Below are 15,039 nucleotides of genomic sequence, written 5' to 3' on the forward strand. Positions count from 1 at the left end.
CCTCAGGAGCCGCCCGCCTCCCAGACCAGTGCCTCCGCGGCGGCGGTCGTCGCGCGGAGCGTCAGCCGCGGCGCGTCCGTGGCGCGTGCCGCGTCGCCCGCTCCCAGCTCCTCGCCCGCCAGGGCGACCGTGCCGCGGACCACGTGGACGTAGAGCGTCGGGGCGGGCGGGAGCTCCGCCTCCTCGCCGGGTTCCAGGCGGTGGACGTGGAGGACGGCGTCGGCGGCCGGCAGCTCGTACCGGCCCGGCAGGCCGCGCAGGAGGGTGTACGAGGGCTCCCCGCCGGTCTCGCGCGGGGCCAGCCACATCTGGACGAAGGTCAGCGGCGCGTCGCCGGCGTTGCGCTCGACGTGCCGGACGCCGGCCGCCGAGGAGAGGTGCTGAAGGTCGCCGGGGCGGACGACCGTCTCGTGGCCGGTGGTGTCGCGGTGGGTGAGCTCGCCCTCCACCACCCACGTGACGATCTCCGTGTGGGAGTGCGGGTGCTCGTCGAAACCGGCGCCGGGGGCCAGCCGCTCCTCGTTGACGGCGAGGAGCGGGCCGAAGCGGAGGTTGTCGGGGTCGTAGTACGGCCCGAAGGAGAGGGCGTGCCGGGTCTCGACGCCGGCCTCGGGGTCGCCGCCCGGATACCGGTCGCCGGCGCGCTGGATACGGATCACCCTGCGTACGGTAGCGGCAGCGGCGCGGGCGAAACCGCCCCGACCCCGCACGGCGGTGCCCGGATGAGGCAGTCTTGTCCCCGTGTCTGAACCCACGAACGCCGCTCATCCGCACGCCGCCACCCTGAAGCGCCTCGAACAGTCCTCCGGGCGGCTCGCCGCGAACGCCATCGCCCGCATGGACGAGACGCTGCCGTGGTACCGGGCGATGCCGCCCGAGAACCGCTCGTGGATCGGTCTGGTGGCACAGGCGGGCATCGCCGCGTTCACCGAGTGGTTCCGGCACCCCGAGACCCCGCAGGCGATCTCGACGGACGTCTTCGGCACGGCGCCGCGCGAGCTGACCCGGGCGATCACGCTCCGCCAGACCGTGGAGATGGTCCGGACGACGATCGAGGTCATGGAGGTCGCGATCGAGGAGGTCGCGGCGCCCGGCGACGAGTCGGTGCTGCGCGAGGCGCTCCTCGTCTACGCGCGGGAGATCGCCTTCGCGACCGCCCAGGTGTACGCGCAGGCGGCGGAGGCGCGCGGCGCCTGGGACGCCCGCCTGGAGTCGCTGGTGGTGAACGCGGTCCTGTCCGGCGAGGCCGACGAGGGCGCGGTGTCCCGGGCCGCCGCGCTGGGCTGGAACTCGCCGGACCACGTGTGCGTGGTGCTCGGCACCGCCCCGGACGGCGACAGCGAGCTGACCGTGGAGGCGATCCGGCGGGCCGCCCGGCACGCCAAGCTCCAGGTCCTCACCGGCGTGCTCGGCGACCGGCTCGTGGTGATCGCGGGCGGCTCCGACAATCCGCTCGGGGTGGCGAAGGCGCTGATCGGGCCGTATGCGGCGGGCCCGGTCGTGGCCGGTCCCGTGGTGCCCGACCTGCTGGCGGCGACCCGGTCCGCGCAGGCGGCGGCGGCCGGCCTGAAGGCGTGCACGGCCTGGCAGGACGCGCCCCGGCCGGTGCTCGCGGACGATCTGCTTCCGGAGCGCGCGATCGCCTCCGACCCTTCGGCCCGCGAGCAGTTGGTGGAGGAGATCTACAGACCGCTGGAGGAAGCGGGCTCGGCGCTGCTGGAAACTCTGAGTGTCTATCTGGAACAGGCCAGCAGTCTCGAAGGCGCGGCGAGGATGCTCTTCGTCCACCCGAACACCGTGCGCTACCGGCTCCGACGTGTGACCGACGTCACCGGCTGGTCACCCTCCGACGTCCGATCCGCGTTCACCCTGCGGATCGCCCTGATCCTGGGACGCTTGGCCGACGCGGACGGGCAGTCCTAGACTTTTGTCGAACACCAACAATTACCCCGACGGTTCTTCGTCCTAGTCCCCACGGGCGCCGGACGCCGTCCCCAAGAGAGAGTGTGAGGGTGCTCGTACTCGTCGCTCCCGGCCAAGGCGCCCAGACGCCCGGCTTCCTGACTCCCTGGCTCGAACTCCCCGGTGCCGCCGACCGCCTCGCGGCCTGGTCCGACGCCATCGGGCTCGACCTCGTCCACTACGGCACGAAGGCGGACGCGGACGACATCCGTGACACCGCCGTGGCCCAGCCGCTGCTCGTCGCGGCCGGCCTGCTCTCCGCCGCCGCCCTCGGGCAGACGGCGCCCGGCGCGGTCGCCGGCCACAGCGTCGGCGAGTTCACCGCCGCCGTCTTCGCGGGCGTCCTCGACGACACCGCCGCCCTGAAGCTGGTCCGCGCCCGCGGTCTGGCGATGGCCGACGCCGCCGCGATCGCCCCGACCGGCATGTCCGCCCTGCTCGGCGGCGACCCCGAGGTGACCGTCCCGCACCTGGAGAAGCTCGGCCTGACCCCGGCCAACGTGAACGGCGCGGGCCAGATCGTGGCCGCCGGCACGCTGGAGCAGCTGGCCGCCCTGGAGGCGGACAAGCCCGAGGGCGTCCGCCGGGTCGTCCCGCTCAAGGTCGCCGGCGCCTTCCACACGCACCACATGGCCCCCGCGGTCGCCGCCCTGGAGCAGGCCGCCCAGGAGGTGACCCCGGCCGAGCCGGCCGTGGCGTACGTCTCCAACAAGGACGGGCAGACCGTCGCCACCGGCGCCGAGGTCCTCGCGCGCCTGGTCGGCCAGGTCGCCAACCCGGTCCGCTGGGACCTGTGCATGGAGACCTTCCAGGCCCTCGGAGCGACCGCGCTGATCGAGGTCTGCCCCGGCGGCACCCTCACCGGCATCGCCAAGCGCGCGCTGCCGGGCGTGGCCACGGTGGCCCTGAAGACTCCCGACGACCTGGACGCGGCCCGTACGCTCGTCGCCGAGCACACGGCCGTCTGACGAGGAGTGTCGAGAAGCATGTCGAAGATCAAGCCCAGCAAGGGCGCCCCGTACGCGCGGATCATGGGCGTCGGCGGCTACCGCCCGGCCCGGGTCGTGCCGAACGAGGTGATCCTCGAGAAGATCGACTCGTCCGACGAGTGGATCCGTTCGCGCTCGGGCATCGCCACCCGTCACTGGGCCTCCCCCGAGGAGACCGTCACCGCCATGTCGGTGGAGGCGTCGGGCAAGGCGATCGCCGAGGCCGGGATCACCCCGGAGCAGATCGGCGCCGTCGTCGTCTCGACCGTCTCGCACTTCAAGCAGACCCCGGCCGTCGCCACCGAGATCGCCGACAAGATCGGCGCCGGGAAGCCGGCCGCCTTCGACATCTCCGCCGGCTGCGCGGGCTTCGGCTACGGCCTGACCCTCGCCAAGGGCATGATCGTCGAGGGCTCGGCGGAGTACGTCCTCGTGATCGGCGTCGAGCGGCTGAGCGACCTGACGGACCTGGAGGACCGCGCGACGGCCTTCCTGTTCGGCGACGGCGCCGGCGCGGTCGTGGTCGGCCCCTCCGACGTGCCGCACATCGGCCCCACCGTCTGGGGCTCCGAGGGCGACAAGTCGGAGACGATCAAGCAGACCGTGCCGTGGGACGACTTCGCCGTCGGCGACGTCTCGAACCTGCCGCTCAACGAGGCCGGCGAGATCAAGTTCCCCGCCATCACGCAGGAGGGCCAGGCGGTCTTCCGCTGGGCCGTCTTCGAGATGGCCAAGGTCGCGCAGCAGGCCCTGGACGCCGCCGGCATCTCGGCGGACGACCTGGACGTCTTCATCCCGCACCAGGCCAACATGCGGATCATCGACTCGATGGTGAAGACCCTGAAGCTGCCGGAGCACGTCACGGTCGCCCGTGACGTCGAGACCACCGGCAACACCTCGGCCGCCTCGATCCCGCTCGCGATGGAGCGGCTCCTGGCGACCGGACAGGCGAAGAGCGGCGACACCGCGCTCGTCATCGGCTTCGGGGCGGGTCTCGTGTTCGCCGCGACGGTCGTTACTCTCCCCTAGGCGACCGGGATCTCCCGGACGCCAACCCACCGAAGCAACCACAGAAGGAGCGCCACCATGGCCTTCACCCAGGAGCAGCTCGTCGAAGGTCTCGCCGAGATCGTGAACGAGATCGCCGGCATCCCGGTCGAGGACGTCCAGCTGGACAAGTCCTTCACCGACGACCTGGACGTCGACTCCCTGTCCATGGTCGAGGTCGTCGTCGCCGCCGAGGAGCGCTTCGACGTCAAGATCCCCGACGAGGACGTCAAGAACCTCAAGACCGTGGGCGACGCTGTCGACTACATCCTCAAGCACCAGGCCTGATTCGGCCCTGGTGGACCAGGGCCCTACCGGGCCCGGTCCCCGCTGATTCGGTCCGCCACCCGGCGGTGGCGCCGTCTTTCGACCATCACACACATGGAGAACGAATTCCTGTGAGCTCGACCAATCGCACCGTGGTCGTCACCGGTATCGGCGCAACCACACCGCTGGGTGGCGACTCCGCAACGACCTGGGAAGGTCTTCTTGCGGGACGCTCCGGCGTCAAGCCCCTCGAGGGCGAGCGTTTCGCCGAACTGCCCGTCCAGATCGCCGCGTTCGCCGCGGTCGACCCGGGCGAGGTGCTGCCCCGCCCGCTCGCGCGCAAGCTGGACCGTTCGGCGCAGTTCGCGCTGATCGCGGCCCGTGAGGCGTGGGCCGACGCGGGTTACACCGCTCCGGCCGGCGAGGACGCGGGCATCGCCCCCGAGCGGCTCGGTTCCGTCATCGCCTCGGGCATCGGCGGTGTCACGACCCTGCTCGACCAGTACGACGTGCTGAAGGAGAAGGGCGTCCGCCGCGTCTCCCCGCACACCGTGCCCATGCTGATGCCGAACGGCCCCTCCGCCAACGTGGGTCTGGAGGTGAACGCCCGCGCCGGCGTCCACACCCCGGTCTCCGCCTGCGCGTCGGGCGCCGAGGCGATCGGCTACGCCATCGAGATGATCCGCAGCGGCCGTGCCGACGTGGTCGTCGCCGGTGGCACCGAGGCCGCGATCCACCCGCTGCCGATCGCCGCCTTCGCCAACATGATGGCGATGTCCAAGAACAACGACGAGCCGACGAAGGCTTCGCGCCCCTACGACAAGGGCCGCGACGGCTTCGTGCTCGGCGAGGGCGCCGGCGTCGTGATCCTGGAGTCCGAGGAGCACGCCAGGGCCCGCGGCGCGAAGATCTACTGCGAGGCGATCGGCCAGGGCCTGTCGGCCGACAGCCACCACATCGCGCAGCCCGAGCCGTCCGGCCGGGGCATCGCCTCCGCGCTCCAGCACCTGCTGGACACCACCGACCTGAAGCCGGCCGAGGTCGTGCACCTCAACGCGCACGCCACGTCGACGCCGCAGGGCGACGTCGCCGAGATCAAGGCGCTGCGGAAGGTCTTCGGCGACGACCTCGACCACGTGGCGGTCTCCGCGACGAAGTCGATGACCGGTCACCTCCTGGGCGGCGCGGGCGGCATCGAGACCGTCGCGACGGTCCTGGCGCTCCACCACCGCCTGGCCCCGCCGACCATCAACGTCGACGACCTGGACCCCGAGGTCGAGGCCGACATCGTCCGCGGCGAGCCCCGCGCCCTGCCCCAGGGCACGATCGCCGCGGTCAACAACTCGTTCGGCTTCGGCGGCCACAACGTGGTCCTGGCGTTCCGCACGATCTGACCCGCGTCACACGCGAAAGGCCCGCCCCAGTCGCCCGGGGCGGGCCTTTCGCGCACGGCCGGAGCGGGGCGGGGCCGGAGCGGCGCCGGAGCGGGCCGGAGCAGGGCCGCGCGGGGGTCAGCGGGGGGACGGGGAGGTCACCGCGGGTGGCCGGTGCTCCGGCCGCAGCGCCTCGTACCCGGCGATGCCGAAGGGGCCGCCGGCGATCAGACCGAACAGGACGAGGAAGAAGACGAGGGCGTCGGACCATCCGTCGTCCGCGCCCACGGCCGCCCCGTCAGCCGTCTTGCCGTCCGCCACCGGCGTGGGCGCACCCGGGGCCGTGGCTGCGTCCGAGGGTGCGGCGGCGCCCGGGGCTGTGGGTGCGTCCGTGGCCATGGCCGCGCCCGGGGCCGTGGGCGCGGCCGGGGCCGTGGGCGCGTCCGAGACCGTGGCCGCGCCCGAGACCGTGGCGGCGCCTGAGGCCGTGGCCGCGTCCGAGGCCGTGGGTGCGTCCGAGGCCGTGGGTGCGTCCGAGACCGTGGGCGCGCCCGAGACCGTGGCCGCGTCCGAGGCCGTGGCCGCGCCCGAGACCGTGGCCGCGCCCGAGACCGTGGGTGCGTCCGATGCCGTGGCGGCGCCTGAGACCGTGGCCGGGGCCGGGCCCGGGGGCGAGGTCGGCTGCGAGGTCGTGTGCGGCTCCGGAGTCGGTTTCCGGCCGGGCGTGTCGGAGAGGGCGGCGGCCGCCTCCTCGTCCGGGAGCAGTGAGCCGAAGACGCCGAAGAGGATCAGCGCCAGGAGCAGCAGCCCGAACGCCCACCCCGCCAGGCCCCCGGCCGCGTTCCCGGCCACCAGCTGGTAGACGAAGCCCGCCAGCAGCACGAGGGCGGCGCCCAGCGTCGTCCCTCCCAGTGCCGCGGCGACCGCCCCGACCGTCCTGCGCAAGCCCGTCATCCGCGTCCCCCCGCCCCGCGCGCCCCCTGCGCGCCCAGTGCCGGGAAGCTAGCGGGTCCGGGTGAACGGGCTCAGACGACCTGGTGAAGCCAGCGGACCGGGGCTCCCTCGCCCGCGTAGCGGAAGGGCTCCAGCTCGTCGTCCCAGGGCTTGCCGAGGAGCTTGGCGATCTCGGCCTCCAGTACGGTCTCGCCCTGCGCCGCGCGGGCGAGGGCGGCGCGCAGCCGGTCCTCGGGGACGAGGATGTCGCCGTGCATGCCGGTGACGGCGTGGAAGATGCCCAGGTCGGGGGTGGCGCTGTAGCGCTCGCCCTCGGCGGTCGGGCAGGGCTCCGCGGTCACCTCGAAGCGGAGCATCTGCCAGCCGCGCAGCGCGGAGGCGAGTTTGGAGGCGGTGCCGGTCTCGCCCTGCCAGGAGAACTCGGCTCTCCAGGTGCCGGGCGCCGCGGGCTGGCGGATCCAGTCGAGCTGGACCCGCGCACCGAGGACACCCCCCACCGCCCATTCGACGTGCGGGCAGAGCGCGCGCGGTGCGGAGTGTACGTACAGGACTCCACGTGTCGTCACCGGGACCTCCAGTGTGGGACGAGGTTCGCCTTCCCAGCGGCCTCAGTAAACAGCATCAGGCGAAGAACTCCGCAAACCTTCTGAAAAGGGACAGCATGTGACGTGATGTAATTTACCGGAGCCGGTCGGCGCGGGCGCGCCGCTGGTTCGACGGGGGAAAAGCTACCGTGCCGCACCGTCATCGGGGTGACGTACGGTCGGTCCGGGGGCGGGTGGACACGAAGCTTTCACCCGCCAGGAGGCCCGTAGCGCGAAGGAGGGGCCGTGCCGTACGGCCGACGCCGATTCCGTACCGCCGCCGTGGGCGCCGTGCTCGCGGCGGCCGCGCTCGCGGGGTGCGCGAGCGGCCCGACGGCCGGTCCCGTGGCTCCGGCGACGGCCTCCGCGCCACCCCGGCAGGCGCCGAAGCCCACGCCCCCGCCCACATCCGCGCCGGCCTCGTCCTGGGGCGGCTCCCCCGGCTCCGTCGCCGCCGTCGGCGACTCCCTCACCCGCGCCTTCGACGCCTGCGCGCTGCTCGCGGACTGCCCCGAGGCGTCCTGGGCGACCGGCACGGACCCGGCGGTGAACAGTCTGGCGCTGCGGCTGCTCGGCGCCGGCCGGGTGGCCGGGAACAGCTGGAACCTGGCCCGCAGCGGCGCCCGGGTGGCGGCGCTGCCGGAGCAGATGGCGCGGGCGGCGGCCGAGCGGCCCGGTCTGGTGACGGTGATGATCGGCGCCAACGACGCCTGCCGGCCGACGCCGGCGGGGATGACGCCGGTGGCCGATTTCCGCCGGTCGTTCGAGACGGCGATGGCCCGGCTGCGGAAGGACGCCCCCGAGGCGCGGGTGTACGTGGCGAGCGTGCCGGACCTGCTCCGGCTCTGGTACACCGGCCGGGCGAGCCCGGCGGCGCGGCGGGTCTGGGAGCTGGGCGTCTGCGGGGCCATGCTGGCGGACCCGGAGGACCTCGGCGCGGCGGCCGGGGAGCGGCGGGCGGCGGTGCGCGAGCGGGTGGTGGCGTACAACGAGGTGCTCGCGGAGGTCTGCGCGGCCGACCGGCTCTGCCGGTACGACGGCGGCGCGGTGTTCGGCTTCCGCTTCGACGGGTCGCTGCTGTCCCCCTGGGACTGGTTCCATCCGAGCCGCGACGGCCAGGCGCGCCTGGCGGAGCTGGCGTACCGGAGGATCACGGAGAAGTAGCCCCGGGGCGGGCGTCAGTTCCCGCCCCGGGGCCGGTCCCGGGGTGCCCTACAGCTCGATCTCGGCGGTGAGGCGGGCGTCGGCGAGGGAGTGGGCGGCGTGGAGTTCGTAGCGGCCGGGGACGACGGTCCAGGCGTGCTTCTCCTCGTCCCAGATCTCGAAGGCGCGGCGCGGGAGGGGGATCACCGTCTCGACGGTCTCGCCGGGCGCGGCCTCGACGCCGGCGAAGGCGGCGAGCCAGCGCGCGGGGCGCTCGACGGTGTCCCGGACGGGTGCGAGGTAGAGCTGGACGGTCTCGCGGCCGGGGCGGTCGCCGGTGTTGGTGAGGCGGACGGTGACGGTCTCGGGGGTCGCGGTGAGGGAGTCGTACGACCAGGTGGTGTAGCCGAGGCCGTGGCCGAAGGGGTACGCGGGGGCGGCGCCGGCCTTGTCCCAGGCGCGGTAGCCGATGAACAGGCCCTCGGTGTAGTCGAGTACGCCGTCGGTGGGGGTGACCTCGGTGACGGGCGCGTCGGCGAGGGCGACCGGCCAGGTGGTGGGGAGGCGGCCGCCGGGCTCTTCGGCGCCGGTGAGGACGTCGGCGAGGGCGGCGCCGCCCTCCTGGCCGGGGAACCAGCCGAGCAGGATCGCGGCGACGTCGTCGCGCCAGGGCAGTTCGACCGGTGAGCCGGCGTTGACGACGACGACCGTGTTCGGGTTGGCGGCGGCGACGGCGCGGACGAGGTCGTCCTGGCGGCCGGGGAGGGCGAGGTCCTTGCGGTCGAAGCCCTCGGACTCGACGCGTTCGGTGGTGGCGACGACCACGACGGCGGTGTCGGCGGCGCGGGCCGCCTCGACGGCTTCGGCGATCAGTTCGTCGGGGTCACGGCGGGGACCGAGGTGGACGAAGGAGAACATGACCGCGGGGAGCGGGGCGGCGAACTCCTTGGCGAGGGTGTGCCGGAGGGAGACCCGGACGGTCTCGCCGGCGGTGAGGTCGACGGTGCCGCGCTCGACCGGGGAGCCGAAGAAGGCTTCGAAGGGGTCGGTCTCGGGGCCCATCGCCTGGACGCCGTCGAAGAGTTCGCGGCCGTCGACGGTGAGGGTGAAGGCGCCGAGGCCGCGGGTGCCGAAGGCGTGGGCGCCGCTCTCGCGGGGCGTGAAGGTTCCGGTGACCTCGATGGAGGCGAGGGTGTCGTGGGTGACGCCGGCCGGGAGGTCGTCGCCGATCCACTGGACCTGGCCGTTGGGCAGGCTGCCCTCGCCGAGGACGTTCCCCTCGGCGTCGCGGCAGACCGCGCGGAGGGTGAAGCCCTGGTCGGCGGGGGCGAGTTCGTCGCTGGGGTCGGCGCCGACGGTGTAGGTGAGGCTGCCGTCGGGGAGGGCGGCGGTGAGGCCGTCGAGCGGCGAGACGACGTGCTCGGGGAAGACCTGGGCGGAGCCGCCGCCGAGGACGCGGGCGTCGCGGGCGGCGGCGCCGGAGAGGGCGACGGTGCCGGGCCTCAGCGGGAGCGCGCCGTTCTCGTTCCGCACGAGGACGACGCCGCGCCGGGCGATCTCGCGGGCGAGCGCGTCGCCGTCGATCGCGGCGGGGGGCTCGGGGACGGCGGCGGGGGCGCCTTCGAGGGCGCCGACGCGGGCGGCGAGCCGCAGCACGTTCCGTACGGCGGCGTCGACGGCGGACTCGTCGACCTCGCCGGCCCGGACGGCGGCGGCGAGGTGCTCGCCGTAGACGGTGGCGGGGCCGGGCATGGCCACGTCGAGGCCGCCGAGGATGTCGCCGGTGGTGGAGCGGGCGGCCATCCAGTCGGAGACGTTGACGCCGTCGAAGCCCCACTCGCCGCGCAGGACGTCGTTGACGAGCTGGTGGTGCTCGGTCATGGTCACGCCGTTGACCTGGTTGTAGGCGGTCATGATGCCCCAGGGGCGGGCGTTCTCGACGATCGCCTCGAAGGGGGCGAGGTAGAGCTCGCGGAGCGGGCGCGGGGCGATGTGGTTGTCGACGGTGAAGCGGTCGGTCTCGGCGTCGTTGGCGACGAAGTGCTTGACGGTGGTGCCGACGCCGCCGTCCTGGACGCCCTGGACGTAGCCGGTGCCGATGGCGCCGGTGAGGTACGGGTCCTCGCTGTACGCCTCGAAGTGGCGCCCGCCGAGCGGGGTGCGGTGCAGGTTGACGGTCGGGGCGAGCAGCACGTGGACGCCCTTGCGGCGGGCCTCCTGGGCGAGGAGCCGGCCGGCCCGGCGGGCGAGGGCGGGGTCCCAGGCGGCGGCGAGCGCGGTCGGGGACGGCAGGGCGACGGACGGGTCGTCGGCGGTCCAGCGGACGCCGCGGACGCCGATGGGGCCGTCGGACATCACGAGCGAGGCGAGGCCGATCTCCGGCAGGGCGGGCAGGGACCACATGTCCTGGCCGCCGAGCAGCCGGGCCTTGGCGTCCAGGTCGAGCCGGGCGAGCGCGGCCTCGACGGCTGCCTCGCGCGTGGCGTCCTCGTTCACGTCCGTACCTCCGCGTTGAAGTGCTGGTGCGGTCATCATGAACCCACCTACCTGTAGATCGGTAGGTGATGTGACCTTTTCGTTATCCGGCGACGTCGTGCGGGGCATGCCGTACGGTCCTGGGCGTACGGTCCTGTGGACGGGGACCTGCGGAAAGGGGGCCGGACGATGGCACGGACGGCACGGACCAGGAGCGAGGAGCGCCGCGCGGAGATCCTGCGCGCCGCCCTGGAGGTGATCGCGGAGCGCGGCTACCGGGGCGCCACGCTCGGCTCCGTCGCCGAGCGCGTCGGCCTGACCCAGCAGGGCCTGCTGCACTACTTCCCCACCAAGGAGGCCCTGCTCGTCGCCGTCCTGGAGGAGCGCGACCGCTGGGACACCAGCGGCGGCCGGGACCGGGAGGGCTGGCGGCTCGACCTGCTGGACTCGCTGGTGGAGTACAACGCGATGCGGCCCGGGATCGTGCAGACCTTCTCCGCGCTGCTCGGCGAGAGCGTCACGGACGGGCATCCGGCCCGGGAGTTCTTCACCGAGCGGTACGCGCAGGTGCGCGCCAGCATGGCGGAGGTGCTGCGCCTGGAGTTCGGCGAGCGGCTGCCGGGCGGGCTCACCCCCGAGCGGGCCGCCCCCCTGCTCACGGCCGTGATGGACGGCCTCCAGTACCAGTGGCTCCTGGACCCGTCCGCCGTCGACATGCCGGGCGCCTTCCGGGATTTCCTGCGGCTGCTCGCGGGCTCCGCCGAGCGGTAGCGGGCCCGTACGGGGCGGGTGCCGGCGTACGGGGCGGGTGCGGGGCCGGCGGGATTCGAACCCGCGCGAGCCTGCCGCCAGGTCCGGCGACCGCTCACTCTTCCCGGGTTTCGGGGACCTCCTCCACCCGGGTCCGCAATCGTCCGCTCTGCCACGGCCCCGCGCCCTGCGGCTCCGCGCGCGGAACCGGTGCGGCGAGTCTAGGTCCGGTCGCGGCGCGGGCGCCCGGGGATTTCGGGCCCCGGCCGGTCGCCGGCGCGGGCGCCCGGGATTTCGCCCCGGCCGGTCGCGGTCGGCCGGCGGGGGGCTGCGACCATGGGCGTCATGTTGCTCGCCGCCGCCCAGTTCGCCCCGGTCCCCGGGGACGTCGAGGCCAATGTCCGTACGATCGCCGGTCTGGTCCGGGAGGCCGGGGCCGCCGGCGCCCGGGTCGTCGTCTTCGCGGAGCTGTCGCTCACCGGGTACGACACCGCCCTGATCCGGGAGGACCCGGCCCTGGTCCTCGCCGAGGACGACCCCCGCCTCGAACCCGTCCGGGCGGCGTGCCGGGCGGCCGGGGCGGCCGCGGTCGTCAACGGGCCGGTGCGGGGCGCGGGTCCGCTGCCCGGCCTCGCGACGCTGGTGATCGGCCCGGACGGCTCGACGCTCGCCCGCTACGACAAGCGGCACCTGTACCACGGGGACGAGCGGGACACCTTCGCGGCGGGGACGGCCGACGGGCGGTTCGCGCTCGACGGGCTCCGGTTCGCGCTGGCCACCTGCTACGACAACCGCTTCCCGGAGCTCGCCGAGCGGGCCGCCGCCGACGGCTGCTCGGTGTACCTGGCGAGTTCGATGCTCGACGCCGCGAACGACTCCTTCGAGACCGTCTACCCGGTCCGCGCCCGGGAGTTCGGCCTGTACGTGGCGCTGGGCAACTCGCTGGGGCCGAGCGAGGTCGGCGAGGGCGGCGGCGGGTCCGGGGTCTGGGGTCCCGACGGGGGGCGGCTCGCCGACGCGGGCCCCGAGCGGCCGGGGTTCGTGCTCGCCGAGGTGGGCTGAGGCGCCGGAACGCGGGCGCGGAAGGGCCGGGCCGCCGTGGGACTCCGGCGGCCCGGCCCGGGAGCCGTACGACGGAACCCCCGGTCCGCGGTACGGTCTCCCGCCCCGGCGCGGGGCGTCAGGTGCCCCGCGCCGGGGCGCTCGCGTCGCCCGCTACGGGGCGCTCAGGCCCAGCGTGTAGGCGCCGGAGCCGCTGTAGGCGTGCACGACGTAGCGGTAGTAGCCCGCGGTGCCCTGGTAGCGGGTGTCCTCGTCGGCGCCGGCGGTGCCGCCGACGGCCACGTCCGCCCAGCCCGCGCCGTTCCACTTCTGCAGGTACAGGTCGAAGTCGGTGCCGGCCGGGCCGCGCAGGCAGCCGGTGTGGGTGCCGGGGGTCGCCGCGTAGTAGTACGAGCCGTCCGGCTGGGCGGCGGCCTGACCGGAGGCCAGCGTGCCCCGGTAGGTGTGCTCGGCGGCGTCGCAGCCGGTGGGCGGGGTGCCGGTGCCGACCGTCAGCTGGTAGGTGACGGTGTGGGTGGCGGAGCCCGTGCCGGTGACGGTGATCGGGTAGGTGCCGTTCGGGGTGCCCGCGGCGACCTTCACGGTCATCGTCGAGGAGGTGCCGGAGGTCACCGAGGCGGGGCTGAAGGAGACGCCGACGCCGCTCGGGGCGCCGCTCGCGGAGAGCTGGACGGTCTGCGCGGAGCCGCCGGTGGTGCTGGTGTTCACGGTCGCGGTGACCTGGTCGTCCGGCTGGGCCGAGCCCGAGGACGGGTTCAGGGAGAGCGAGAAGTCCGGGTTCGTGGTGCCGCCGCAGTCGGTCTCGCCGGACTGGGCGGGGACGCCGATCGCGTTCCAGGCCGCCTTCACCGCGTTGCACTCGGTGGCGCCGTAGGTGTTCTTGGCGGTGGTGAGGGTGGCGCGGCGGGCCGCGGGGTGGTTCCAGGAGGAGGTCTTCATCAGCAGGGCGCCCATGAAGATCTTGCCGGCCTTCTGGATGCCGATGCCGGTGACGGAGGACGGGCCGCCGGAACATATCGGGCTGCTGGGCTTGCCGCCGCCCGGGTTGGAGCCCTCGGCGAGCAGGTAGAACCAGTGGTTCTGCGGGCCGGCCGCCGCGTGCACCTCGGTGCCCGAGGTCAGCTGCGGGTAGCAGTTGGGGTCGTTGTTGATGAGCGAGGGGTTGTACATGTTGCGGATGGGCTGGTTGTTGCCGGTGAAGTTGAGCTCCTCGCCGACCGTGTAGTCCGGGGTGTCGTTCGGGTTGTTCGCGTAGTGCTCGGTGAGGGCGCCGAAGATGTCGCCGGTGGACTCGTTCATGCCGCCGTTCTCGTTGGACGAGCCGGCCGAGCCCGGGGTGCGGTCGAAGATCTCGTGGCCGTACTCGTGGGCCACGACGTCGATGCCGGTGAGCTGGTTGGTGCCGTTCTGGTTGCGCCCGTAGGTGGTCTTCGTGCCGTCGTAGTAGGCGTTGACCTGGGAGAGCCCGGCGCGGGCCGGGACCATGCCGCCCTGCCCGTTGATGCCGTTGTAGCCGAACCACTCCTTGAGCATGTCGGACTCGCGCTGGGCCGCGTACATGATGTCGACGCAGGCGGTGACGAGGTCGTTGGCGCCGCCGTTGCCCCACGGCGAGGAGCCGGTGTACGCGCTGCCGTTCTGGCCGCCGCACTTGAAGCCGCCGCGGCTGGTGTCGGTCATGGAGCCGGCGGCGGTGTCGATGGTGACGTTGCCGTTGTGGTGGCCGCGGCCGTCGGCGTGCCGGATCTTGTCGGTGGCCTGGGCGACCTTGCCGGTGCGGGCGTCGACGTAGGTGTCGAGCGAGCTGGGGACGTTCCCGGCGGTGGTGCCGACGACCAGGGTGTGCCAGGCGAGGACGGGCTTGCCGGCCTTGAGGAGCACGGTGAGTTCGGGGGCGCTCGCGCTCTCCACCGCGGCCAGTTGACCGCGCGCGGTGGCGAGGGCCTTCGCGGCGGTCACCCTGGCGCTCGTGGAGACCTCGATGGCCGGGGCGGCGCTGCCGCTCACGTCGCGGACCTTGCCGGAGGAGTCGGAGAGGACGACGCCGTCGCCGCCGCCGTGGACCGGGAGACCCTTGTACGTCCGCTGGTAGGCGGCGTAGTAGAGGCCGTTCGACCACGGGGTGACGGACGTCCGGACGAGGTCCTCGTCGGCTCCGTGCCGCAGCTCGTCGAGGCCGCTGGCGGCGGCGGAGTCCGCTGCCGCGAGCGCCAGGGACTTGCCGTGGCCCGGCGGGACCGGCTGCGCCTGGGGAGCGGCGGAGGCGGTACCGGCGAGGGCGGTCGCGAGGCTCGCCGAGAGGGCCAGGGCGGCCACGGCCGCGGTGAGTCTGGTGGGGTGCAACGTCGTGCTCCGTTCAGGGTGGGGGAGACGGATCGTCGCGCCGAGTATGGGCGTGTACATGGCCGGTTCGGGACATCTCATCCGGCATAA

General features: G+C 74.0%; 13 protein-coding genes. 8 read left to right on the forward strand and 5 right to left on the reverse strand.

Annotated features, from left to right (window positions below; all coding sequences use genetic code 11):
* Positions 1-2: 2 nt before the first annotated feature.
* Complete coding sequence (locus ACIGHB_RS21740; RefSeq protein ID WP_399915196.1) at positions 3-659, reverse strand: pirin family protein; 657 nt, start codon at positions 657-659, stop codon at positions 3-5.
* 82 nt (positions 660-741) lie between these two features.
* Here ACIGHB_RS21740 and fasR point away from each other — a divergent pair, with 82 nt between their 5' ends.
* From fasR to fabF, 5 genes are all read left to right on the forward strand, one after another.
* Positions 742-1,923 (forward strand): fatty acid biosynthesis transcriptional regulator FasR, encoded by a 1,182-nt coding sequence (gene fasR, locus ACIGHB_RS21745; RefSeq protein ID WP_360311334.1) that lies wholly within the window; start codon positions 742-744, stop codon positions 1,921-1,923.
* 89 nt (positions 1,924-2,012) lie between these two features.
* Entirely contained in the window at positions 2,013-2,930 is a 918-nt protein-coding gene (locus tag ACIGHB_RS21750; protein WP_399915199.1) for an ACP S-malonyltransferase, read from the forward strand.
* Positions 2,931-2,948: 18 nt separating this feature from the next.
* Complete coding sequence (locus ACIGHB_RS21755) at positions 2,949-3,980, forward strand: ketoacyl-ACP synthase III (protein ID WP_360311330.1); 1,032 nt, start codon at positions 2,949-2,951, stop codon at positions 3,978-3,980.
* Between the two features lie 57 nt (positions 3,981-4,037).
* A complete protein-coding gene (locus ACIGHB_RS21760) occupies positions 4,038-4,286 on the forward strand; it encodes an acyl carrier protein (protein WP_030756408.1) in 249 nt (82 codons plus the stop codon).
* A gap of 110 nt (positions 4,287-4,396) precedes the next feature.
* On the forward strand, positions 4,397-5,659 hold the full coding sequence (gene fabF, locus ACIGHB_RS21765; RefSeq protein WP_360311329.1) for a beta-ketoacyl-ACP synthase II: 1,263 nt from the start codon (positions 4,397-4,399) through the stop codon (positions 5,657-5,659).
* 117 nt (positions 5,660-5,776) lie between these two features.
* On the opposite strand, the gene ACIGHB_RS21770 is transcribed toward fabF, so the two are convergent.
* Together ACIGHB_RS21770 and ACIGHB_RS21775 are read right to left on the reverse strand one after the other, a co-directional pair.
* Positions 5,777-6,583, reverse strand: a complete 807-nt coding sequence (locus tag ACIGHB_RS21770) for a hypothetical protein (protein WP_399915202.1) — start codon at positions 6,581-6,583, stop codon at positions 5,777-5,779.
* Between the two features lie 80 nt (positions 6,584-6,663).
* Positions 6,664-7,158: a DUF3145 domain-containing protein gene (locus ACIGHB_RS21775; protein ID WP_360311325.1), complete on the reverse strand. Its 495-nt coding sequence runs from the start codon at positions 7,156-7,158 to the stop codon at positions 6,664-6,666.
* A 264-nt stretch (positions 7,159-7,422) separates the two neighbouring features.
* Between ACIGHB_RS21775 and ACIGHB_RS21780 the strand changes: the two genes are divergently transcribed.
* On the forward strand, positions 7,423-8,340 hold the full coding sequence (locus ACIGHB_RS21780; RefSeq protein ID WP_399915205.1) for an SGNH/GDSL hydrolase family protein: 918 nt from the start codon (positions 7,423-7,425) through the stop codon (positions 8,338-8,340).
* Positions 8,341-8,388: 48 nt separating this feature from the next.
* Here ACIGHB_RS21780 and ACIGHB_RS21785 read toward each other — a convergent pair whose 3' ends face one another.
* On the reverse strand, positions 8,389-10,851 hold the full coding sequence (locus ACIGHB_RS21785) for a glycoside hydrolase family 3 protein (protein WP_399915639.1): 2,463 nt from the start codon (positions 10,849-10,851) through the stop codon (positions 8,389-8,391).
* A 132-nt stretch (positions 10,852-10,983) separates the two neighbouring features.
* Here ACIGHB_RS21785 and ACIGHB_RS21790 point away from each other — a divergent pair, with 132 nt between their 5' ends.
* Together ACIGHB_RS21790 and ACIGHB_RS21795 are read left to right on the forward strand one after the other, a co-directional pair.
* On the forward strand, positions 10,984-11,565 hold the full coding sequence (locus ACIGHB_RS21790; RefSeq protein WP_360311319.1) for a TetR/AcrR family transcriptional regulator: 582 nt from the start codon (positions 10,984-10,986) through the stop codon (positions 11,563-11,565).
* 324 nt (positions 11,566-11,889) lie between these two features.
* Positions 11,890-12,606: a carbon-nitrogen hydrolase family protein gene (locus tag ACIGHB_RS21795; protein ID WP_360311317.1), complete on the forward strand. Its 717-nt coding sequence runs from the start codon at positions 11,890-11,892 to the stop codon at positions 12,604-12,606.
* Between the two features lie 153 nt (positions 12,607-12,759).
* Here the strand turns inward: ACIGHB_RS21795 and ACIGHB_RS21800 are convergent, their stop codons facing one another.
* Complete coding sequence (locus tag ACIGHB_RS21800; RefSeq protein WP_399915207.1) at positions 12,760-14,949, reverse strand: M4 family metallopeptidase; 2,190 nt, start codon at positions 14,947-14,949, stop codon at positions 12,760-12,762.
* Positions 14,950-15,039: the final 90 nt, after the last annotated feature.

This window comes from Streptomyces sp. NPDC085460, from assembly GCF_044541975.1.
Taxonomy (GTDB): Bacteria; Actinomycetota; Actinomycetes; order Streptomycetales; family Streptomycetaceae; genus Streptomyces.

Bases quoted from the DNA above. Each gene is read 5' to 3' on its own strand.
- ACIGHB_RS21755 (WP_360311330.1), top strand. From the start codon at position 2,949: ATGTCGAAGATCAAGCCCAGCAAGGGCGCCCCGTACGCGCGGATCATG.
- ACIGHB_RS21785 (WP_399915639.1), bottom strand. From the start codon at position 10,851: ATGACCGCACCAGCACTTCAACGCGGAGGTACGGACGTGAACGAGGAC.
- ACIGHB_RS21790 (WP_360311319.1), top strand. From the start codon at position 10,984: ATGGCACGGACGGCACGGACCAGGAGCGAGGAGCGCCGCGCGGAGATC.
- ACIGHB_RS21760 (WP_030756408.1), top strand. From the start codon at position 4,038: ATGGCCTTCACCCAGGAGCAGCTCGTCGAAGGTCTCGCCGAGATCGTG.
- ACIGHB_RS21795 (WP_360311317.1), top strand. From the start codon at position 11,890: ATGTTGCTCGCCGCCGCCCAGTTCGCCCCGGTCCCCGGGGACGTCGAG.